At 73.6% G+C, this 21,205-nt stretch carries 17 protein-coding genes and 1 rRNA gene (1 of these 18 cut by a window edge); 7 read left to right on the top strand and 11 right to left on the bottom strand.

Annotated features, from left to right (window positions below; genetic code table 11):
• Positions 1-61 (bottom strand): 16S ribosomal RNA (locus OG900_36450) (it extends 1,464 nt beyond the left edge of the window).
• 509 nt (positions 62-570) lie between these two features.
• On the opposite strand from OG900_36450, the gene OG900_36445 reads away from it, so the two are divergent.
• Together OG900_36445 and ptsP are read left to right on the top strand one after the other, a co-directional pair.
• The gene (locus tag OG900_36445) at positions 571-1,020 is read left to right on the top strand and encodes a PTS glucose transporter subunit IIA (protein ID WUH95111.1); all 450 of its coding nucleotides are present in this window, start codon (positions 571-573) and stop codon (positions 1,018-1,020) included.
• Positions 1,021-1,031: 11 nt separating this feature from the next.
• The gene (ptsP, locus tag OG900_36440) at positions 1,032-2,702 is read left to right on the top strand and encodes a phosphoenolpyruvate--protein phosphotransferase (GenBank protein ID WUH95110.1); all 1,671 of its coding nucleotides are present in this window, start codon (positions 1,032-1,034) and stop codon (positions 2,700-2,702) included.
• A 140-nt stretch (positions 2,703-2,842) separates the two neighbouring features.
• Here the strand turns inward: ptsP and OG900_36435 are convergent, their stop codons facing one another.
• Together OG900_36435 and OG900_36430 are read right to left on the bottom strand one after the other, a co-directional pair.
• Complete coding sequence (locus OG900_36435; GenBank protein WUH95109.1) at positions 2,843-3,850, bottom strand: hypothetical protein; 1,008 nt, start codon at positions 3,848-3,850, stop codon at positions 2,843-2,845.
• 31 nt (positions 3,851-3,881) lie between these two features.
• Positions 3,882-5,168, bottom strand: a complete 1,287-nt coding sequence (locus tag OG900_36430) for an MFS transporter (GenBank protein ID WUH95108.1) — start codon at positions 5,166-5,168, stop codon at positions 3,882-3,884.
• A 126-nt stretch (positions 5,169-5,294) separates the two neighbouring features.
• Between OG900_36430 and OG900_36425 the strand changes: the two genes are divergently transcribed.
• Positions 5,295-6,623, top strand: a complete 1,329-nt coding sequence (locus tag OG900_36425) for an aminotransferase class I/II-fold pyridoxal phosphate-dependent enzyme (GenBank protein ID WUH95107.1) — start codon at positions 5,295-5,297, stop codon at positions 6,621-6,623.
• Between the two features lie 110 nt (positions 6,624-6,733).
• Positions 6,734-8,128 (top strand): cellulose binding domain-containing protein, encoded by a 1,395-nt coding sequence (locus OG900_36420; GenBank protein WUH95106.1) that lies wholly within the window; start codon positions 6,734-6,736, stop codon positions 8,126-8,128.
• A gap of 19 nt (positions 8,129-8,147) precedes the next feature.
• Here the strand turns inward: OG900_36420 and OG900_36415 are convergent, their stop codons facing one another.
• Positions 8,148-10,166, bottom strand: coding sequence for an acetoacetate--CoA ligase (locus OG900_36415; protein ID WUH95105.1), 2,019 nt, complete (start codon positions 10,164-10,166; stop codon positions 8,148-8,150).
• Positions 10,167-10,350: 184 nt separating this feature from the next.
• Here OG900_36415 and OG900_36410 point away from each other — a divergent pair, with 184 nt between their 5' ends.
• Entirely contained in the window at positions 10,351-12,744 is a 2,394-nt protein-coding gene (locus tag OG900_36410; protein WUH95104.1) for a glycoside hydrolase family 31 protein, read from the top strand.
• On the opposite strand, the gene OG900_36405 is transcribed toward OG900_36410, so the two are convergent.
• A complete protein-coding gene (locus OG900_36405; GenBank protein WUH95103.1) occupies positions 12,711-13,298 on the bottom strand; it encodes an NUDIX domain-containing protein in 588 nt (195 codons plus the stop codon). The two genes, OG900_36410 and OG900_36405, sit on opposite strands and share 34 nt — an antisense overlap.
• Positions 13,299-13,335: 37 nt before the next feature.
• Here OG900_36405 and OG900_36400 point away from each other — a divergent pair, with 37 nt between their 5' ends.
• The gene (locus OG900_36400; protein ID WUH95102.1) at positions 13,336-14,154 is read left to right on the top strand and encodes a M15 family metallopeptidase; all 819 of its coding nucleotides are present in this window, start codon (positions 13,336-13,338) and stop codon (positions 14,152-14,154) included.
• Here OG900_36400 and OG900_36395 read toward each other — a convergent pair.
• Genes OG900_36395 through OG900_36380 form a run of 4 tightly spaced genes read right to left on the bottom strand, consistent with a single transcriptional unit; the run spans position 14,079 to position 18,278 of the window.
• Positions 14,079-15,416, bottom strand: a complete 1,338-nt coding sequence (locus OG900_36395; protein ID WUH95101.1) for an adenylosuccinate synthetase — start codon at positions 15,414-15,416, stop codon at positions 14,079-14,081. The two genes, OG900_36400 and OG900_36395, sit on opposite strands and share 76 nt — an antisense overlap.
• The gene (locus tag OG900_36390) at positions 15,416-16,327 is read right to left on the bottom strand and encodes a hypothetical protein (protein ID WUH95100.1); all 912 of its coding nucleotides are present in this window, start codon (positions 16,325-16,327) and stop codon (positions 15,416-15,418) included. Before OG900_36390 ends, OG900_36395 begins: the two co-directional genes overlap by 1 nt.
• Positions 16,328-16,365: 38 nt before the next feature.
• Positions 16,366-17,403, bottom strand: a complete 1,038-nt coding sequence (locus OG900_36385) for a molecular chaperone DnaJ (protein WUH95099.1) — start codon at positions 17,401-17,403, stop codon at positions 16,366-16,368.
• Positions 17,400-18,278, bottom strand: coding sequence for an NUDIX domain-containing protein (locus tag OG900_36380; GenBank protein WUH95098.1), 879 nt, complete (start codon positions 18,276-18,278; stop codon positions 17,400-17,402). Before OG900_36380 ends, OG900_36385 begins: the two co-directional genes overlap by 4 nt.
• Positions 18,279-18,536: 258 nt before the next feature.
• Here OG900_36380 and glpK point away from each other — a divergent pair, with 258 nt between their 5' ends.
• Positions 18,537-20,078: a glycerol kinase GlpK gene (gene glpK / locus OG900_36375; GenBank protein WUH95097.1), complete on the top strand. Its 1,542-nt coding sequence runs from the start codon at positions 18,537-18,539 to the stop codon at positions 20,076-20,078.
• A 34-nt stretch (positions 20,079-20,112) separates the two neighbouring features.
• Here the strand turns inward: glpK and OG900_36370 are convergent, their stop codons facing one another.
• Positions 20,113-20,724 (bottom strand): ATP/GTP-binding protein, encoded by a 612-nt coding sequence (locus OG900_36370; protein ID WUH95096.1) that lies wholly within the window; start codon positions 20,722-20,724, stop codon positions 20,113-20,115.
• Between the two features lie 71 nt (positions 20,725-20,795).
• Positions 20,796-21,188 carry a DUF742 domain-containing protein gene (locus OG900_36365; GenBank protein WUH95095.1) on the bottom strand — a complete coding sequence of 131 codons (393 nt, stop codon included), beginning with the start codon at positions 21,186-21,188 and terminating at the stop codon, positions 20,796-20,798.
• Positions 21,189-21,205: the final 17 nt, after the last annotated feature.

The raw sequence follows: 21,205 nt of genomic DNA, 5'->3' as shown, positions 1-21,205 counted from the left end.
CTTGCATGTGTTAAGCACGCCGCCAGCGTTCGTCCTGAGCCAGGATCAAACTCTCCGTGAATGCATCCGGGATATCCCGGTCCACCACGCAAGAGCGGCACCCAGGGAGGAATAATCCCCAGGTGCACAGCGTCCTCGCTGTGTGTTTTTTCTTCAAAGGAACCTCATCACGCACCCACAAGAGGTACGCGACGGGGTATCAACATAACTGGCGTTGACTTTTGGCACGCTGTTGAGTTCTCAAGGAACGGAAGCTTCCTTCGAGACCGTTTCACCGGCCCCTCCGGGCTTTCCCTTCGTTGTGTCTCCGACTTTAGCAGAAGCTATTCGGTCGGAATTACCAACCCCGTTCCGAGCGCACACGTTTCCGCGGGTCTCGTCGAGGCGGTCGTGCCAACCTACTGGACTCCCCCGCACGGGGCAAATCGGGGGTGGGGATCCGGACGGGTGTGCAGGAGGTACGCCTCGGGCGGAATCCCTACTTGCCATGACTTAGGCTGCTGTCGCGGCTCGCCGTCCCGTGACAGGCTGTGACGGCGTTGTGATCTCCGCATCTAGGAGGCTTCCCCCATGACGACCGTTTCGTCTCCCCTCGCCGGCCGGGTCATCGGGCTCGCAGCGGTGCCCGACCCCGTCTTCTCCGGAGCGATGGTGGGTCCCGGCACGGCGATCGACCCGGTGCGCGAGCCCGGTGAGGCGGTGTCTCCGGTCGACGGAGTGATCGTCTCCCTGCACCCGCACGCCTTTGTCGTCGTGGACGACGCCGGCCACGGTGTGCTGATCCATCTTGGCATCGACACTGTTCAGCTCAATGGCGAGGGCTTCGAGCTGCTGGTCTCCAAGGGCGACACCGTCGCCCGCGGTCAGGCGGTCGTGGGCTGGGACCCGGCGGCCGTGGAGGCGTTGGGGAAGTCGCCGATCTGCCCGGTGGTCGCGCTGGAGGCCACCGCCGAGGCGCTGGCGGATCTGGTCGAGGCCGCCGAGGTGGCGGCCGGCGACACCCTTTTCAGCTGGAAGTAGGGCGGGGACTCATGGAGACGACGCTGCAGGGTGTCGGTGTCAGCCACGGTGTGGCGATCGGCGAGGTACGGCACATGGGCACGGCGGTCCTGGAGCCGCCGGCCAAGCAGATCGCGTCCGGGGACACCGCTCGCGAGCAGGGGCGCGCGCGGCAGGCGGTGGAGGCGGTGGCGGCCGACCTCAACGCCCGCGGGAACCTGGCCGGCGGTGAGGCGCAGGCGGTGCTCGAAGCCCAGTCGCTGATGGCGCTGGACCCGGAGCTGATGGCCGACGTCGAGCGGCGGGTCGCGGTGGGGAGCACGGCGGAGCGTGCCGTCTACGACGCCTTCGCCTCTTACCGGGCTCTGCTCGCCGGCGCCGGGGACTACCTGGCCGGGCGGGTGGCGGACCTCGATGACGTGCGGAACCGCATCGTGGCGCGGCTGCTGGGTGTGCCGATGCCGGGGGTGCCGGACAGCGACGAGCCGTATGTACTGATCGCGCGGGACCTGGCGCCGGCGGACACGGCGCTGCTCGACCCGGCGCTGGTGCTCGGCTTCGTCACCGAGGAGGGCGGGCCGACCAGCCACAGCGCGATCCTGGCGCGTGCGCTGGGTGTGCCCGCTGTGGTGGCGCTGCCGGGCGCGGGTGAGCTGTCCGAGGGGACGGTCGTCGCGGTGGACGGCAGTACGGGTGAGGTCTTCGTGGAACCGAGCGCGGAGAGGCAGGCCGCGCTGACCGAGGCGGCCGCCGAGCGCAAGGCGGCGCTGGCGGCGGCGTCCGGTCCTGGTGCCACGTCGGACGGGCACAAGGTGCCGCTGCTGGCGAATGTCGGCGGTCCCGCGGATGTGCCGGCCGCGGTGGCGGCGGGCGCGGAGGGCGTGGGGCTCTTCCGTACCGAATTCCTCTTCCTCGACGACTCCGCGAACGCGCCGTCGGAGGAGAAGCAGGTCGAGGCCTACCGGCAGGTGCTGGAGGCCTTCCCCGGCGGCCGGGTCGTGGTGCGGGTGCTGGACGCGGGCGCGGACAAGCCGCTGGACTTCCTGACGCCGGCGGACGAGCCGAACCCGGCGCTGGGTGTGCGGGGGCTGCGCTCGCTGCTCGACCACCCGGAGGTGCTGAACACCCAGCTGCGGGCGCTGGCCACGGCTTCGGCCGGCCTGCCGGTCTATCTGGAGGTCATGGCGCCGATGGTGGCGGACCGCCAGGACGCGAAGGCGTTCGCCGAGGCGTGCCGCGCTGCGGGTCTCGCGGCGAAGTTCGGCGCGATGGTGGAGATCCCGTCGGCCGCCCTGCGGGCCCGGTCGATCCTGCAGGAGGTGGAGTTCCTTTCGCTGGGCACGAACGACCTGGCGCAGTACACCTTCGCCGCCGACCGGCAGGTGGGCGCGGTGGCGCGGTGGCAGGACCCGTGGCAGCCCGCGCTGCTCGACCTGGTGGCGCAGGCCGCGGAGGCGGCCAAGGCCGAGGGGAAGAGCTGCGGTGTGTGCGGTGAGGCGGCGGCGGATCCGCTGCTCGCGTGTGTGCTGACGGGTCTGGGCATCACCAGCCTTTCGATGGGTGCGGCGTCGATTCCGTATGTGCGGGCGACGCTGGCGAAGTTCACGCTGGCGCAGTGCGAGCGTGCGGCGGCCGCCGCGCGGGCGACCGACAGCGCGGACGAGGCGCGGCGGGCCGTCCAGGGCGTGTTGTCCGGCGAGTAGCCGCCGCCCGGGTCAGGGGCGCGCGGGAGTCATCGGGAAGGGCGCTTCACCTCGGGGTGGGGCGCCCTTCCCGCTTGCCGGCTGCCCGGCCCGTCGGCGCCGCGGCGCACCCCGGCGCGCGGGCGTCATCTTCTGCCCGGCTAGTAGTCGCCCGGCAGGGGTGGTGGCAGTGGGAGGCCTGCCCGGTAGCGCACTCCGCCTTCGGGCGGCACGGGGTCGCCGGTGTCGGGGTCGGTGCAGTAGGCGTTGAAGACCTCGGCCTCGGTGAGCGGGTGGGGGCCGTCCGGGTGCAGGGACCAGCCGTAGACGGTGTCGGTCCCCTCGCTGTCGGTGGTGCGCAGGACCAGGCCGCCGGGGCGGGTGGCGATGCGGGCGGCGGCCATGACCGTGCAGAGCACGAGGGCTTCGGTGTCGGAGACGTGCATGTCTCCGTCGGGGTCCGCGGTGATGTGGGCGGCGGCGAGCAGCGGGTCCCCGTCGGCGGCGGGGAGGCTGCACACGAAGTGGTGGGTGCCGGGGCCCGCGGCTTCGACGATCCGCAGCAGGGTGTGCGAGGCGAGGTCGAAGGCGCAGTGGGCGAGCGGCCCTTCGCAGTCGGGGCACTGGCCGGCGGCGGTGAGGATGTCGCCTGCGCGGTCCCAGGTGGCGCGGAGGGCCGCCTCGTGGGCGAGTTGGACGCGCAGCAGTGCGAGGGGCTGCCGGGTGTAGGGGACGGCGGGTCCCGTGGTGCTGACCGCGGCCGTGTAGTGGATGCGGGAGGCGGGGGTGTCCGGGGGTCGGCGGGTGTCGGCGCAGTGGTCGGCGTACCGCTCGGGGTCGAAGAGGGTGACGGCGACGCTGGTGCCCTGGGCGTGCAGGGAGCGGAGCAGCCCGTCCAGGTGGTGCAGATACAGTCCGTAGTCACGGAAGGGGAAGCTCGGATAGCCGGTCATGACGGCGAAGTCGTGGTCGTCGAGCAGCAGTCCGACGACGGTGGGTGCTTCGCGGCGCATGGCGCGGCGGTAGGCGGTGCGTCCCGGTGGTCGGCGGTCGCTCTGACGTGCTGCTTTGCCGCGTCCGGTGCGGTTGCGGTCGGTCCTGCGGGCGCCGGTGCGCTTCCCGGCGCTGCTGCCGCGGCTGCTGTTCTCTGTGCTGCTGGTGCGTGACATCTTTCCCCCTGTACGCGGATCCGAGCGATCCCTACTGATCACCGACTGTAATCGGAGCCACTGACAACGGGGCCTCCGCGACGGTCCGGGGCTGCCGGTCGAGGCGGCGCAGGACGAGGTGGCGCTGGAGCAGCGCGGCGCCGGCCAGCAGGACGCCGAGGCCGATCCAGCCGGCCGGTCCGGCGGCGATCACCACCGCGGTGAGCAGCAGCGGGCCGACGCAGCGGGAGGTGGACTGCGCGAGGCCGTGCACTCCGACGTAGTCGCCCTGGGCCTGTGCGGGGGCGAGGCAGACGGAGAGTTCCCAGGAGACGGCGGACTGGATCATCTCGACCACGGTGAAGGCGACGGCGGCGGCCACCACGGCGGCGGTCGCGGCCCATCGGGTGTGCAGGACGGCGACGGCGGTGGCGGCGCAGGACAGCAGGAACCAGACGGCGACCTGGCGCAGCGAGTTCGCGGCGACGCGCGCCGAACCGCCGTAGCGGGAGAGCCGGACCTGGAGGAGGACGACCAGCACGGTGTTGATGACGAAGACCGCGGCGGCCAGGCCGTGCGGTGCGGTGGTGCGGGTGACGATCCACAGCGGGAGGCCGACGGTGAGCGCGCATCCGTAGAGGAACATGACCGAGTCGAGTGCGGCGTAGCCGAGGTAGCCGCCGTCGCGCCAGGGGTTGGCGGGGCGCGGGGCCTCGACGGCGCGGGGGCCTGCCGGGGAAGCCGGGTGGGCGACGACGGTCCTGGTCGCGGAGGGCGGTTCCCCGCAGCGGGCGACCAGCAGGGCGACGAGGACGAAGGACAGGCCGTCGCCGAGGAGCAGGACGCGGTAGACGGCGGTGGCGCCGAAGGCCAGGGCGGCGGAGGCGGCGAGGCCGCCGACGGTGTAGCCGAGGTTGACGACGGTGCGCTGGACGGCCTGGTAGCGGGGGCGGTCCTGGCCGGCGACGCGGGCGGCGAAGAGCTTGGTGAGGACGGAGGCGGAGCGTTCGCCGAGGCTGCCGAGGGCGACCAGCGGCAGGAGTTGCCAGAAGCCGTGGGCGGCCAGCAGCAGCAGGCCGGAGGCGGCGCGCAGGACCTGGACGGCGAACAGCACGCGGGTCAGCGGCAGTCGGTCGGCGAGGCGCCCGGCGAGGGGGGCGCCCGCGATGCCGGCGACGCCGCCGAGGCCGAGCAGGAGTCCGGTGCTGCCGGTGTCGAGGCCCGCGACGACGACGAAGTAGAGGGCGGTGACCGAGACCCACAGGCCGGAGCCGATCTTGTCGACCAGATTGATCCAGAGCATCCGCCGCCCGTCGGGGCCGCCGGGTATCTCCGGCATCCTCAGTGCCCGTTGTGCCCGTTCCCTCATCGGTGCCCCCTGCACGGCGTCACGTCCTCGGATCGGCGGTGGTGTGCCGTCGGCCGGCGCTTGCCATCGCGTTTGTATTGATACATAATCAACTCTGTGCCGACACAATATGCGATCCAGGGTGCGACGGCCAGGGAGATTTCCGCCTCCGCCGAACACGCGGTCACCGAGGGCAGGTTGCGGCCGGGTGAGAGCCTGCCGCCGGTGCGCGCCCTGGCGGACGCGCTCGGGGTGAGCCCGGGGACGGTGGCGACGGCGTACAAGGAGCTGCGGCGCCGCGGCATCGTGGTGACCAGGGGGCGGGGCGGCACGGTGGTGGCGCCGGCGCCCGTGGTGACCTCGCGGCGGCCGCCGCGGGTGCCGGAAGGGCTGCGCGACCTGGCGGGCGGCCATCCTGATCCGGCCTTCCTGCCCGATCTGGTGCCGCCCGGCCGCCTGTCGCCGGGCGCGCGCTCGCACCGGGCGTCGCCGCGGCTGGCGGAGCTGGAGGAGCTGTCCCGCGCCTGGTTCGCGCGGGACGGGGTGCCCGAGGAACACGTGACCTTCGCGCACGGGGCGCTCGACTGCATCGCGCGGCTGCTGTCGGTGGAGCTGCGGCCGGGGGACGCGGTCGCCACGGAGGACCCCGGCTTCCACCATCTGCTCGATCTCATAACGGCGTTGGGCCTGCGTACGGTCGCGGTGCCGGTGGACGACGAGGGGCTGCGGCCCGAGGGGCTGCGGTCGGCGCTGCGGGCCGGGGCGCGGGCGGTGGTGCTGTGTCCGCGGGCGCAGAACGCGTACGGCTCACGTGTGTCGGCGCAGCGCAGGGCCGACCTGCTCGCGGTGCTTGCCGAGGCGCCCGAGGTGCTGGTCGTGGAGGACGACCACAGCGCGGACACCGCCGGCGGGCCGTTGCGGTCGCTGGTGACGGCGGGCGCGGACGGTCCGGCGCGCTGGGCGCATGTCCGGACCGTCTCCAAGCACCTGGGCACCGACCTGCGCTGGGCGGCGATGGCCGGCGACGCGACCACGCTGGCCCGGCACGACGGCCGGCTGCTGCTGACCTCGGGCTGGATCAGCCATGTGCTCCAGGAGACGGTGGTGCGGCTGATGACCGATCCGGCCACCGACGCGCTGGTGGCCGCCGCGGCGACGGCCTACCGCGAGCGGCGCGAGGCGCTGATCGGGGCGCTCGACGGCTACGGGATCGGGGCGCAGGGCGCGAGCGGGCTGAACGTGTGGGTGCCGGTGCAGGACGAGTCCGCGGTGGTCAACGGGCTGCGGTCGCGCGGCTGGTGGGTGGCGGGCGGTGCGCGTTTCCGAATCGCCGCCGGGCCGGGGGTGCGGATCACCACCGCGGATCTGGCGGGGCCGGACACCGCCCGGCTGGCGGCTGACTTCGCCGGTGTGCTGGCCGAGGCCGCGGACACGTACGGCGGTTGACGGCACGTCAGTTGCAGGCGGAGCCGGTGCGGGCACCCTTGACGGGGTCGGCGCGGGTCAAGTATCCAGTGTCCGGGGGGACATTGGTACAGACCAAAGGGAGTCCGGCCATGCGAAGATCCCTCATCCTGCTCCTCGCGCTCTTCGGCACGCTCGTCCTCTTCCTCGTCCCGACCGCCTCCGCGGCGGGCGGCGCGGGGGCGGCCTTCGTCAAGACCGCGGACTGGGGCAGCGGCTACCAGGCCCAGTACACGATCACCAACAGCGGTACGTCCACGCTCGGTTCGTGGAAGGTCGAGTTCGACCTGCCGGCCGGCAGCAGTGTCGGCAGCTACTGGGACGCGCTGCTCACCCAGAGCGGCACGCACTACACCTTCACCAACCGCGACTACAACGGCACGGTCGCGCCCGGCGCCTCCGCGGCCTTCGGCTGGGTCGGCGCGGGCAGCGGTGTGCCGGCCGGCTGCAAGCTGAACGGCGGCTCCTGCGACCCGGGCGCGAGCACCGGCGGCACCACCGCGGGCACCAGCGGCGGTACGAGCACGGGGACCACCACCGGCACCACGAGCGGCACCACCGCCGGCACGACCAGCGGCGGCACCACCGGTGGCGGCGGCAATCCCAGCGCCGGACCGGTCCACACGGCGCCCTACGTGGACATGGGCGCCTGGCCCACCCCCGGCCTCACCTCGATGTCACAGGCCGGCGGGGTCAAGAGCTTCACGCTGGGCTTCGTCACCTCGGCCGGCTGCAAGGCGAGCTGGTTCAACGCCTACGACCCGCGCCAGGCGTGGGCCAAGGACCAGATCGACGCCATCAGGGCGGCCGGCGGCGACGTGAAGGTGTCCTTCGGCGGTGCCGGCGGCATCGAACTCGCCCAGGCCTGCTCGTCGGTGAGCGCCCTCGCCGCCGAATACTCCGCTGTCGTGGACGCCTACCGGCTCACCTACGTCGACTTCGACATCGAGGGCGCCGCGGTCGCGGAACCCGCGTCGATCTCGCTGCGCTCCCAGGCCCTGGCCAAGCTCCAGCAGACCCACCCGAACCTGCGGATCTCGCTGACCCTGCCGGTGCTGCCCGAGGGCCTCACCTCGGACGGCGTCAACGTGGTCACCTCCGCCAAGAACGCCGGGGTGAACCTCGACATGGTCAACGTGATGGCCATGGACTACTACCGCAGCACCGACTACGGCGACGCGGCCGTCCAGGCGGCCACCAGCACCGAGGCGCAGCTCAAGTCGCTCTACCCGGCGAAGTCCGACGCCCAGCTGTGGGCGATGCTCGGGGTGACGCCGATGCTCGGCCAGAACGACGACGGGCACGTCTACGACCAGTCCGACGCCCGCCAGCTGGTCTCCTTCGCGCAGGGCAAGCACCTGGGCATGCTGGCCTTCTGGGAGGAGGGCAGGGACGCCAACGCCTGCAACGGGGCGCTGTACAAGTGCACCAACGTCGCGCAGGCGCCCTACGACTTCTCGAAGATCTTCGCCGGCTACAAGGGCTGACCCTCCCACGGGGACGCCGCTACGAGCGGCCTGCGGCGCGTTCCGCGCCCAGCCGCTCGTAGTGGCGCAGCACGTCGAGATCGTCCACCGAGCCGGGATTGACGGCCTTGTCCAGCTCCGCGCCCTGGAGCAGCCGCTTGACCGGGACCTCGATCCGCTTGCCGGTGAGGGTGTGCGGGACGCCGGGCACCGCGATGATCTCGTCGGGCACGTGGCGCGGCGACAGCTGGGCGCGGATCGCGCCGTTGACCCGGCCGCGCAGCTCGTCGGTCAGCTCCTCGCCCTCCGCGAGCTGGACGAACAGCGGCATCCAGTAGCCGCCGTCCGGCTCCTCGATACCGATGACCAGTGACTCGCGGATCTCCGGGAGGCGCTCGACGACCTCGTAGATGTCGGCGGAACCCATGCGCACGCCCTGCCGGTTGAGCGTGGAGTCGGAGCGTCCGTGGATGACCACGGTGCCGCGCGAGGTGAGGGTGATCCAGTCGCCGTGCCGCCACACGCCGGGGAACATGTCGAAGTAGCTGTCGCGGTAGCGGGCGCCGTCCGGGTCGTTCCAGAAGCGCACCGGCATCGAGGGCATCGGGTTGGTGACCACCAGCTCGCCGACCTCGTCCACCACCGGCCTGCCCTGGGCGTCCCACGCCTGGAGGTCGGTGCCCAGGCACGGGGCCTGCAGCTCGCCGACGTGAACCGGCAGCGTCGGCACACCGCCGGCGAAGCAGCTGCACACATCGGTGCCGCCGCTGACCGAGGCGATCCAGAGGTCCTCCGCGATCTCGTCGTGCAGCCAGCGGAAGCCGTCGGGCGGCAGCGGTGAGCCGGTGGTGGCGACACAGCTGACCCGCGACAGGTCGAAGTCGCGTCCCGGGTGCACCTCGGCCTTGCGGCAGGCGATGACATACGCGGCCGAGGTGCCGAAGACGGTGGTGCCGGTCTGCTCGGCGACCCGCCACTGCGCCTCGATCGCGGGGTAGCCGGGGCTGCCGTCGTAGAGGACCACGGTCGCGCCGACCAGCAGCCCGGACACCAGGAAATTCCACATCATCCAGCCGGTGGAGGTGTACCAGAAGAAGCGGTCGTCGGGGCCGAGGTCGAGGTGCAGTCCGGTCTGCTTGAGGTGTTCGAGCAGGATGCCGCCCTGGGACTGGACGATCGCCTTCGGCAGTCCGGTGGTGCCCGACGAGTACAGCACCCACAGCGGGTGGTCGAAGGGCACCTGCTCGTAGGCCGGTCGCGGGTCGTCGGCCACCAGGTCCCGCCATTCCAGGGCGCCTTCGGGCGCCGGGGTGCCCAGCAGCGGGATGTGCACGGTCGCGCGCAGCGACGGCAGGGCGGCCCTGGTCTCGGCGACGACGCCGGTCCTGTCGTGCTCCTTGCCGCCGTAGCGGTAGCCGTCGACGGTGAACAGGACGACGGGTTCGACCTGCTGGAAGCGGTCCAGGACGCTGCGGGCGCCGAAGTCGGGGGCGCAGGAGGTCCACACGCCGCCCACCGCGGCGGTGGCGAGCAGCGCGACCGCGGCCTGCGGGATGTTCGGCAGGTAGCCGCTGACCCGGTCGCCGGGGGCCACGCCGAGCCGGCGCAGCGCCGCGGCGAGCGAGGCGACCTGCCGGGACAGCTCGGCCCAGCTGAGGATGCCGGTCTCCATGCGCTCGTCGACGTGGAGCACCGCGGGCAGGTCGGCGCGTGCGGCGTCCAGGGCCGGCCGCAGCGCGTGCTCGGCGTAGTTGACGGTCGCGCCGGGGAACCAGCGGGCGCCGGGCATCGAGGCGTCGGCCAGGACGGTGTCGGAGGGGGTGCCGAAGCGCACGTCGTACCACTCGGTGAGCGCCCGCCAGAAGGTGCCGGCCTCGCGCACCGACCACGCGTGCAGTGCCGCGTAGCCGCCCTGCGGATCGTCGGGCAGCACGGCGGGGGCGCCGTGCCGCTCGTGCGCCCAGCGCTGGAAGCGGGTCACCGACGCCCGGGCGACGCGTTCGGGGCCCGGGGTCCACAGGGCTTCCGGCGCTCGGTCGGCTTCGGTCTTGCTGGTCATGGGGCGGCTCCAGAACGGTCCACGGCACGGCTGGTCAGGACGATGCCATGAGAGCGGCCACCGCGCCAGGGCGGCTACCCACAGGTAGGCGGCGCCGGATATGTGGGCCGCACGGCCGCACCTGAAGGTGAACACCGGCTGAACGATCGGCGTGGCGCGCGTGGGCGGTGAGAAGCTGGGGGCCATGGATGCTCGGGACCTGCTGCGGTCGGTACGGATGGCGGGTTCCGCCCAGGGTTGGCGTTCTGCCAGGTCGGCGTGGCGCCGCCGGCGCATCGACGCGCGCGACCTGCCGGGGCCCGGCGCGGAGCGGGCGCGGGTGCCGGGGGCGGCGCTGGACGCCGAGCCGATGCCGGGCGGCGGCACCGTCCGCTTCGCCCGGTCGGCACTGCGGGTGCGGGTCGGGGTCGGCGGCGCCGTCTTCTGCGGCTGGGACGGCGCGGAGCCCGAGCCGTCGTACGCGGTGGCGGGCACCCCGAAGTGGGGCTCGCCGCGCGAACGGCCGGCCGGCGGCTGCCCGGAGGCCGACGAGCGGGCGGTGCTCGAACCCGACCCGGACGGCTGGCGTGTGGTCTCCGAGCGCGTGACGGTGCGGATCTCGCGGCACGGCGCGGTGGAGATCCGCACCCCCGGCGGCCGGCTGCTGCGCCGCGAGCTGCCGCCGCGCTGGTGGGACCCGGTCGGCGCGCAGCAGGAGCGGGGCCTGGCGCGCTGGGTGCAGCGCTCGGAGACGCCGGCCGACGCGCGGGTCTACGGTCTGGGCGGCCGGGCCGCGGGACCGCGGCTGGCCGCGGGCACCTACCGGCTGTGGAACACCGACCCGGGCGGCTCCTTCGAGCCCGGCGACGACCCGCTGTACATCACGATGCCGGTGCAGATGGTGGTCGCCGACGCGGGCTGCCACCTGGTCTTCCACGACAACACCTGGGACGGCAGGATCACCCTGCGCGACGGCGAGGAGGGCGCGGGCTCCGGCCACGACCGGCGGGGCGGCTGCGAGGTGCGGATGGACGGCGGCCCGCTGCGCTACTGGGTGATCACCGGTACGCCGTCCCGGGTGATGGCCGGCTGGACCGCGCTGACCGGGCGGCCCGCGGTGCCGCCGCGCTGGGCGCTCGGCCCGCACCACTCGCGGTGGGGCTTCGGCAGCGAGCAGGAGGTGCGCAGGGTCGTCGCCGGCTACCGCGAGCGCGGGCTGCCGCTGTCGGCGCTGCACCTGGACATCGACCACTTCGACGGGCACCGGGTCTTCACCGCCGACCGGAGGCGCTTCCCCGACCTGCCGGGCCTGGCGCGGGAGCTGGCCGGGCAGGGGGTGCGGCTGGTGTCGATCGTGGACCCCGCGGTGAAGGCCGAGCCGGGGCTCGCGGTCTACGAGGGGGGCCTTGCGGCGGGCGCTTTCGTACGGGACGCGCGCGGCCAGGAGGTGCGGGGCGTGGTGTGGCCGGGCGAGTCGGTCTTCCCCGACTTCACCGACCCCCGGGCACGCAGGTGGTGGGGCGGGCTGTACGCCGAGCGGCTCGCACAGGGCTTCGCGGGGGTGTGGCACGACATGAACGAGCCGGTGTCCTTCGCCGCTTTCGGTGACGCCACCCTGCCGCGCTCGGCCCGGCACGCGCTGGACGGCCGGGGCGGCGACCACCGCGAGGCGCACAACGTCTACGGGCTGGCGATGGCCCGCGCCGGATACGAGGGCCTGTGCGAACTGCGGCCCGAGCAGCGCCCGTTCCTCTTCTCCCGGTCGGGCTGGGCGGGCATGCAGCGCTACGGCGGCACGTGGTCGGGCGATGTGGCGACCGGCTGGACGGGGCTGCGGGCGTCGCTGGCGCTGGTGCTGGGCCTCGGCCTGTGCGGGGTGCCCTTCTCGGGTCCCGACGTGGGCGGTTTCACCGGGTCGCCGTCGCCGGAGCTGTATCTGCGCTGGTTCCAGCTGGGCGCGTATCTGCCCTTCTTCCGCACGCACTCGGCGATCGACGCCGGGCGCCGGGAGCCGTGGGAGTTCGGCCCGCGGGTGCTCGACCACGCCAGGGCGGCGCTGGCCGGACGGGCCAGGCTGATGCCGTATCTGGACACCCTCGCGCATGTCGCGCACCGCACCGGGGCGCCGTACGTGCGTCCCCTGTGGTGGAACTCGCCCGGCGACCGGGCGCTGCGGGAGTGCGGTGACGCCTTCCTGCTGGGCGATTCGCTGCTGGTCGCACCGGTGTTGGAGCCGGGCGCGACGACCAGGGCCGTACGGCTGCCGCGCGGGCTGTGGTACGACACCGCGACCGGGGAGCCGCACCGCGGGCGCGCCCAGGTGCTGCTCGACGCGCCGCTCGGCCGGATACCGGTGCTGGCCAGGGCGGGCGCGGTGCTGCCGGTCGCGGGCGCGGACGGCGCGACGGAGCTGGAGGTGTGGGCTCCGCAGCAGGGGCGTACGGGCGGCGGTGTGGTCTTCGGCGGCGACCCCGAGGGGTGGGGCAAGCCGCGGATGGAGCGCTTCGTGTCGCGGTGGGAGGACGGCGCCGTCGCCGTCGAGCGGGACGGCGGGGCGGCGCCCGCCTACACCGTACGGGTGCGCGGCGCCGGGTCGTAGCCGCCGGCGAACCAGCGGCGGACCGCCCGGGTGTGCAGCGGGAAGCCCAACTCCTGCGGTGCGGTGAGGATCTGGTGGCCCTCGGTCTCGTCGGTGGCCACCGAGGGCGGCAGTTCGCCCGCGTCGCGCTGCGGCAGCAGTCCGAACAGCAGCAGATAGCCGCCGGCCTCGTCGGTGAGGGCGTCGGCGAGCACGACGTCGGAGGCGTCCGCGGTGATGCCGGTCTCCTCCGACAGCTCGCGGGTGACGGCGTGCTCCCAGCTCTCGCCGTGGTCGATGAAGCCGCCGGGCAGCGCGAGGCGCCCGCGGCTGGGCTCGATCGCGCGGCGGATGACGACCAGACCGGTGCCCCGCGGGCCGCGGACCGGCAGCAGGGCGACGGCGACCGGCAGCGGGTTGCGGTAGGCGACGGTGCCGCAGGCCGGGCAGCGGCGCGGCCAGCCGGCGTCGGCCGGGTAGCGCGAACCGCACGCGGAGCAGTGCGCATCGCGCACGGGGGGCGTCGTCTGGGGCTCTGGAACGGCAGCGGACACGCCCGGACTGTATCCGATCATCTGTCGCGGCACCCCCGGGACCTGATAGGCCAGGGACATGCCGAAACTCAGCTCTTTACTGCGAGCACTCGTCCCCGCTGTCGCCACACTGGTCGCGGTCGCCGCGGGCGGCCCGGCGCAGGCGCACGCCGGGCATCCCGCGCCTCCGGAGCCCAAGGCGCCCGCGCAGTTCGTCGCGCTGCGGGACGTGGACCCGACGATCGTCCAGGAGATCCGCTACTACACCCCGCACAACTTCACCGGCGCGCCCATCGACGGGTACCGCAAGCCGATGTGCATCCTGACCAGGGCCGCCGCCGAGGGGCTGCACCGGGCGCAGGTGCGGCTGCTGCGCAGCGGCTACACCCTCAAGGTCTACGACTGCTACCGGCCGCAGCGGGCCGTCGACAGCTTCGTCACCTGGGCGGAGGACCTGGACGACACGAAGATGAAGGCGGAGTTCTACCCGCAGGTCGACAAGACCCGTTTGTTCGAGGACGGTTACATCGCCGCGAAATCCGGGCACAGCCGCGGCAGCACCATGGACCTGACGATCGTCCCGCTGCCGGCCAGGCCAACCCGCCCCTACCGGCCCGGTGAGCCGCTGGCGCCGTGCTACGGGCCGAAGGACCAGCGCTTCCCCGACAACTCGCTGGACATGGGCACCGGTTACGACTGCTTCGACACCCTGGCCCACACCCTGGACCCGCGGATCCAGGGCGTGCAGCACGCCAACCGCATGCTGCTGATGAACGCCATGCAGGCGCAGGGCTTCACCAATCTGCCCGAGGAGTGGTGGCACTACACGCTCGATTCCGAGACCTTCCCCGACACGTACTTCGACTTCCCGATAGACCGCGGCTCCCTGATCCGCTGACGGGCCGGCCCTGAGGACTCCAGCAGTACCGGCGCCCCGAGCAGTGACCCGATCGCCTCGCTCCAGTGGCGCGGGTCGCTGCCCGGGGTGTCCCACAGGGCGGGCGCCGCGCGCAGCATCCGCCCGGTCAGCTCCGCCTGCCGCACCAGGTCGCCGGGCGCCCCGGGCGGCAGGCGTTCGACCAGGGCGCCGTCGATGCCGTAGGCGCGGCAGATCCGCAGGCCACGGCACCGGCGGGGCGCGTCCAGGTGGGTGACGGCCAGCGCGTCCACTCCCCCGCAGACCTCGGCGGCGTAGGTGTGCGCGACCGCGTCGAAGTGGCCGACGCGGAAGGCGCCCTGCCAGCGGCCGTGGCCGTTGTGCGGCTCCGGCAGCAGCGCGGACAGCTCGGGGTCCTCGGTGACCAGCGGCCCCGGGCCGTGCCGGGTGGTGTACGTCCGCACCACGCCGAGCCGCAGCCCCTCGCCCGCCGCTCCCGCCTCGGCCAGCAGCGTCTCGGCGTGCGCGAAGGTGGTGGTCGACCAGGTGGTGAAGGGGTGGAAGCCGTGCCACTCGTCGAGCAGGACCCCTTGGGCGCCCTCGAAGACCAGCGGCCCGCGCGCGGCCAGTTCGGCCAGCCGGGTCCTGTCGGTGAGCCGTACGGTACGGGCGAAGGCCGCGTACGCCTCGGCGCAGGCCTCCACCGGCGGTGCGGCCAGCGGGCCCAGCTCGTCGGTGAGCCGGTCACGCAGCAGCCGCAGCCGGCGCAGCAGCCGGGGGCGTGACACGCAGTCCCCGGCGGTCGGCGCCTCGCCGGGGTGGGCCAGCCCGTAGCGGGCGGTCTCCCCCACCCCCATCCCGCACGAGCCGTGCCGGGCCTCGCCCCTGGCCTGCTCCCGCAGCCGGTTGGCCGCCGCGTGGTAGGGCGTGGTCAGTGGCGCGTCCCGGTCGACGCCGATCAGGGCGTAGGGGTCGGGCACGCCCAGGGCGCGCAGGTGGTCCGCCTCGGCGGCCAGCGCGAGCGGGTCCACCGCGGTGAAACGGGACAGCTGGGTGGGCACCCCGCGCAGGGTGCCGGAGCCGAACTGGGCGAAGGTGTGGTGGCGGCCGTCGGAGGTGACGACATTGTGCGCGGCCTGCGCGCCGCCGTTGTAGCGGACGACGGCGGCGACACCGCCGGACCGGCAGAGCCGGTCGACGGTGGCGCCCTTGCCCGCGTCGCCGAAGCCGAGGTCCACCACGACGGTGTGCCGCGGCCCGCCGGTGGCCGGGGTGCCGTCCATCACCGGCCCGACAGCGCCCGTGCCACGGTGTCCACCGCGCTGGAGCCGACGTCGGCCAGGTCGGCGAGGCCGGTGGCCAGGTCGATGGCCTCCTCGCCGAGGCCCACGGTCAGCGCGATGGTCTCGCAGACCGCGTCGAGGTCGTCCAGCTCGATCACGTTCTGGCCGAGCAACCGGCGCCACAGGGTGAGGACTTCGGTGTTGCCGGCGTAGGAGGCGCCGGCGGGGAGGATGTAGTGGACGTGGAATCTGCGCTTCAGCTCGGCGAGGATGTCCTGGACGGGGATGTCGTGCCGGATCTTCTCGCCGAGGACGTCGCGCACCTCGCGGGCCTTGACCTTGCCGTAGGGCATCTCGTCGCCGATGAGGAAGAGGTAGCCGCGCCGGCCGCGCTTCTCGTGGCAGTCCAGTGCGGTGTGCCGGGCCATGGCGTAGAGCGCGAGTTCGTAGGACTCGGTCATCTGGCCGCCGCCCCCGCCCTCCAGCAGGATGTTGCCGAGGTCGTCGTCCATCCGGTTGTCGGACTCGAACTGGCCGAGCTGGAGCGGGACCCGGTCGCAGGTGGCGTCGCCGACCGCGCCGAAGAGGATCTGCGGGTCGCGGACGTAGCCCTTGCGCAGCAGCAGGCCGAACAGGTCGGGCAGTTTGGTCTGCAGGGTGCGCGGGACGCCGCCCATGGAGCCGGTGACGTCGAAGAGGACCGCGATGGCCAGGGAGTCGGGGTGCTCGTCGGAGTCGCGGCTCTCCCGGAGGGTCAGGCCGTGCGGGTCGAGGCTCTGGTGGGCGCGCCAGGTGTGCCGGGGCGCGGAGTGCCTGACGTGGTCGCTGTAGGCGAAGGCGTCGGTGCCTGAGGCGGCGCGGTAGCGCGCGGCGGCGTCGTAGACGTTGGTGGACCAGCTTCCGCTGCCCATGGTCGTCCCCCTTGGTGGTGGTGTGGTTCCCGGGCCGGTCAGGCCGGTGGCGCGGCCGGCATCGTGAACGGCCGGAAGGTGCGCGGCCCGTAGAGCCGGTCCAGCAGGTCGTCCAGTTCGGCGAGCAGTTGCCAGGCGTCCTGCGGGCGCCGGTGCTGCTCGGGCAGGGTGCAGCCGCGCAGGAAGGCGCGCATCGGCGCCGGTGTCCGGTCGCCGATCAGCTGCGCGACGCACAGCGCGGCGAGGTGGATGTCGGTGGCCGGCCCCGCCGGCAGGTGCGCCAGGGCCTCGGCCGGGTAGCTGCCGGCGTGCCGGGGCAGCAGGACGGGCAGGTCGGTGCCGGTCGCGGTGGCGTAGCACCAGTCGACGAGCACCAGGCCGTGCATGCCGGGGTGGATCAGCACGTGCTCGGGGAAGACCGCGCCGTGGACCAGCCGGGCGCGGTGCGCCCAGCCGAGCGCGGTCAGCAGCCGGCGCCACATCCAGGCGGCGTCCCTCGGGTCGAGCCCGCCGGGGTGGGCGGCGGCGACCTCGGCGAGGGTGTGGAAGCCGGTGAGCGGCGCGAACGCGTTCACCACCCGCTCGGTGCCGTCGTCCCGGCGCTGCCGGAAGCTCTCGACCAGAGTCGGCGCGTAGGCGCGGTGCCGTGCCTCTCCGACCGTGCGCAGCCGGGTCAGCACGTCGGCCTCGTGCTCCATCAGGTCGTTGTCCCGCGGTTCGCGGGGGATCTTGACGACGGCCTGGCGGCGGTCGCCGTAGCGGGCGGTGCGGACGGTGGCGAGGTCGCCCTCGGCGAGCACCGGGCCGAGGACGTAGCCGTGCCGCGGTGACGTGAGGGTCCCGTGCCGGGCCTGCCAGGCTGCGGTGAGCCGGGCGAAGGCCGCGGCCGCCCGGTCGGTGCGGGCCGCCGGCGCCGTGTCGGGGTGCAGCAGCAGGGCGAGGCGGCGGTAGTGCCCGGCGGCTTCGGCCGGGTCGGCGGGGAAGCCGTCGGCCAGGGCGGCGAGGGCGGCGTCGAAGTCGGCGGGGCCGGCGGCGCGGGTGCCGGCGCCGGCCGGGCGGGGCTCGGCCCTGCTCATCGCACCCCCGCCTCGCGGTCGGGGCGCAGCAGCGCCGGGTGCAGCAGCCGGGCGTCCCCGGCACGGTAGAGGCGGGCGCGCGGTCCGCCGCGGCTGCCGGGGCGGGAGTCCGTCTCGCCGGTGGACTCCACGAAGCCGGGCACTGACAGCACCTTGCGGTGGAAATTCCCGGCGTGCAGCTCCGCGCCCCACACCGTCTCGTAGACCTCGCGCAGCTCGGTGACGGTGAAGGTCTCGCCGAGGAAGGCGGTGGCCAGCGGGGTGTACTCGATCTTCGCCCTGGCCCGCTCCAGGCCGTCGGCGAGGATGAGGCCGTGGTCGAAGGCCAGGCCGCCCGCATCGCCGGATCCGGGCCGGCGGCCGGTACCACCCCCGTAGGTTCCGGACCGCCGACCCTGCTCGAAGGGACGCGGACGTGCCTGGTCCGGTTGCCCCGCCGGTGATATTGCTTCGACCGGCAGCCAGCCGGCGCCCGCCGCGTCGCCGCCCGCCCGCGCGTCGGGCAGTCCGGGCGCGAAGGCCAGGTAGGCCACCGAGACGACGTGCATCCGCGGGTCGCGCTGCGGGCTGCCGTACGAGCCGAGCTGTTCGAGGTGGACCCGGTCCAGCGCGGCGGCGTCCAGACCGGTCTCCTCGGCCAGTTCGCGGGCCGCCGCCTCGTCGAGCGATTCGCGGCCGGCCCGCACGAAGCCGCCGGGCAGCGCCCAGCGGCCGGCGAAGGGCGGCCCGCCGCGCTCGACGGCGAGCACGTGCAGCCGCCCCGCGCGCAGCGTCAGCGCGACCACGTCCACGGTGACCGCGATCGGGTCGAAGGCGCGCGGGTCGTAGCCGGCCAGGAAGTCCCGCTCCGCCTGTGTGCCCTCGGGCTCCGTCATGGCCGCCGCTCCTCCCGTCGCGCTTCATTCTCACTTTGAGTATTTCTCGCTACGAGAAGAACGTACCACGAGGGTACGGCAGCGTCCACGGGATCGGCCGGAACATTCCGCGGCGCACGACCGCTTGACGCTCCGTCACCGCCGGGCAACACTTCCGGCAGTGCGACGCCGGTCGGCGGGAGGGGGGCTGCGCACACCGGTCGTCCGCGCGCGCCCATTCCCCTACGGTCGTCACCCGACCGGGCAAGGGAGCGTGACATGAGCCAGACCGTCCCGACCCATGTGGCCGCGATCGACCAGGGCACCACCTCCACCCGCTGCCTGATCTTCGACGCGGCGGGCCAGGTCGTCGCCTCCGACCGGCGAGAGCACCGGCAGATCCTGCCCAGGCCCGGCTGGATCGAGCAGGACGCCACCGAGATCTGGGCGAAGGTCCAGGCCGTGGCCTCGGGCGCGCTGGCCAGGGCCGGGCTGCGCCCCGACCAGCTGACCGCACTCGGCATCGCCAACCAGCGCGAGACGGTGGTGCTGTGGGACCGCTCCACCGGCCGCCCGGTGCACAATGCCATCGTCTGGCAGGACACCCGCACCGCCGCGCTGTGCACGGAACTGGGCGGCACCTACGGGCAGGACCGCTTCCGCGACACCACGGGGCTGCCGCTGGCCCCCTACTTCTCCGGGCCGAAGATCGCCTGGCTGCTCGACCATGTGCCGGGGCTGCGGCACCGGGCCGAGCACGGCGAGATCGCCTTCGGCACCATCGACTCCTGGCTGATCTGGAACCTCACCGGCGGCACCTCGGGCGGTGTCCACGTCACCGACGTCAGCAACGCCTCACGCACCCTGCTCATGGACCTGCACACCCTGGACTGGGACCCGGCGATCCTGGCCGCGATGGACATCCCCGAGGCCCTGCTGCCGCGTATCCGCCCCTCCGCCGAGGTCTACGGCCGCGCCGTCGGACGGCTCGCCGGAGTGCCGGTGGCCGCCGCCCTCGGCGACCAGCAGGCCGCGCTGTTCGGGCAGACCTGCTTCGACCTCGGCGAGGCCAAGAACACCTACGGCCCCGGCAGCTTCCTGCTGCTCAACACCGGCGGCCGGCCGGTGCCGTCCGCCAGCGGCCTGCTCACCACCGTCGCCCACCAGCTGGGCGGCGAGCGGCCGGTGTACTGCCTGGAGGGCTCCATCGCGATCACCGGCGCGCTGGTGGAGTGGCTGCGCGACCGGCTCGGCGTGATCCGCACCGTGGAGGAGATCGAGCCGCTGGCCGCGAGCGTCCCCGACAACGGCGGCGCCTACTTCGTACCCGCCTTCTCCGGCCTCTTCGCGCCCTACTGGCGGTCCGACGCGCGCGGCGTGGTCACCGGCCTGACCGCGTACGTCACCAAGGCGCATCTGGCCAGGGCGGTCCTCGAAGCGACCAGCTGGCAGACCCGCGAGGTGGTCGACGCCATGCAGCGCGACTCGGGGGTGCGGATCGGCGCGCTGCGGGTGGACGGCGGCATGACCGTCAACAGGCTGCTGATGCAGCACCAGGCCGATGTGCTGGGTGTGCCGGTGATCCGGCCGGTGGTCGCCGAGACCACCAGCCTCGGCGCCGCCTACGCGGCCGGCCTCGCCACCGGCGTGTGGGACGGCCCCGACGCGCTGCGGGCACACTGGCGGGAGGACACCCGCTGGAAGCCGGCCATGCCGGATGCGGTGCGCACCCGCGAATACCGGCGCTGGAAGAAGGCCGTGGAGCGCAGCTTCGGATGGCTGGACGACGAGCCGCAGGTGCCCGCCGGCCGCCGCAGGTGACGGCGGGCCAGGGCGGGCGGGACGGCCGGGGGCCTCAGGTGGCGGCGGGCGCGCGGCGGCGGGCCGCCACCGCCGCCGCGTGCTCGACCACCGTGATGAGCACCTGCTTGGCCGACTCGCGCTCCCGCGCGTCGCACAGCACCACCGGCACCCCCGGGTCGAGGTCGAGCGCCTCGGTGACGACGGTCGGGGCGTGCAGCTGGGCGCCGTCGAAGCAGTTCACCGCGACCGTGAAGGGGATGCCGCGCCGCTCGAAGTAGTCGACGGCCGCGAAGCAGTCCTCCAGCCGCCGGGTGTCGGCCAGCACCACCGCGCCCAGCGCGCCCTGTGCCAGCTCGTCCCACAGGAACCAGAACCGGTCCTGCCCGGGTGTCCCGAACAGGTAGAGCACCAGGTCCTCGCGCAGCGTGATCCGGCCGAAGTCCATCGCCACGGTGGTGGTGTGCTTGCCCTCCACACCCGCGAGGTTGTCGACCGGCCGGCCGGCCTCGCTCAGCGCCTCCTCGGTCCGCAGCGGCCTGATCTCGCTGACCGTGCCGACCAGGGTCGTCTTGCCGACCCCGAAGCCGCCGGCGACCAGCAGCTTGAGCGCGACCGGCTCCGCGGCCGACGGCTGGCGACGGCGGTCGGCGTGGGCGATGGCCATGTGTCTTCTACTTCCCTGCGAAGGTGCGGACTTCGGGTGGTCGCACGGGTGTACCCGCAGCCTAACGGGCGCTAGAGCGCCCGCAGGCCGTTGATGACCTCGCGCAGAATGCTCTCGTCGGGCAGTTCGGCCGGCGGCACCGGCTGGTGGACCAGGACGTGCCCGGCCTCCAGCAGGTCGCCGATGAGCACCCGGACGACGCCGACGGGCAGATCGAGGTCGGCGGCGATCTCCGCCACCGACACCGACTGCACCCGGCAGTGCTCGACGATGTCGAGATGCTCCGGCGACAGGGTCCGGTCCTCGTCGACACCCGCGTCGGCGTCCTCGTCCCGTGCCATCACCAGGGCGATCAGATCGAGCTTCGCCTCGGCCGCGTGGCTCGTACGCCCACGTGTCATCGCGTAGGGCCGTACCACCGGCCCTGCCGCGTCGTCGTACCAGCGGTCCGATTCAGACGTCATAACACCCTGTCACCCCA

It is taken from the genome of Streptomyces sp. NBC_00433 (assembly GCA_036015235.1).
Lineage (GTDB): Bacteria > Actinomycetota > Actinomycetes > Streptomycetales > Streptomycetaceae > Actinacidiphila.
Note: the sequence above shows the minus strand (reverse complement) of the source record. Positions and strands in the feature narration are given on the sequence as shown.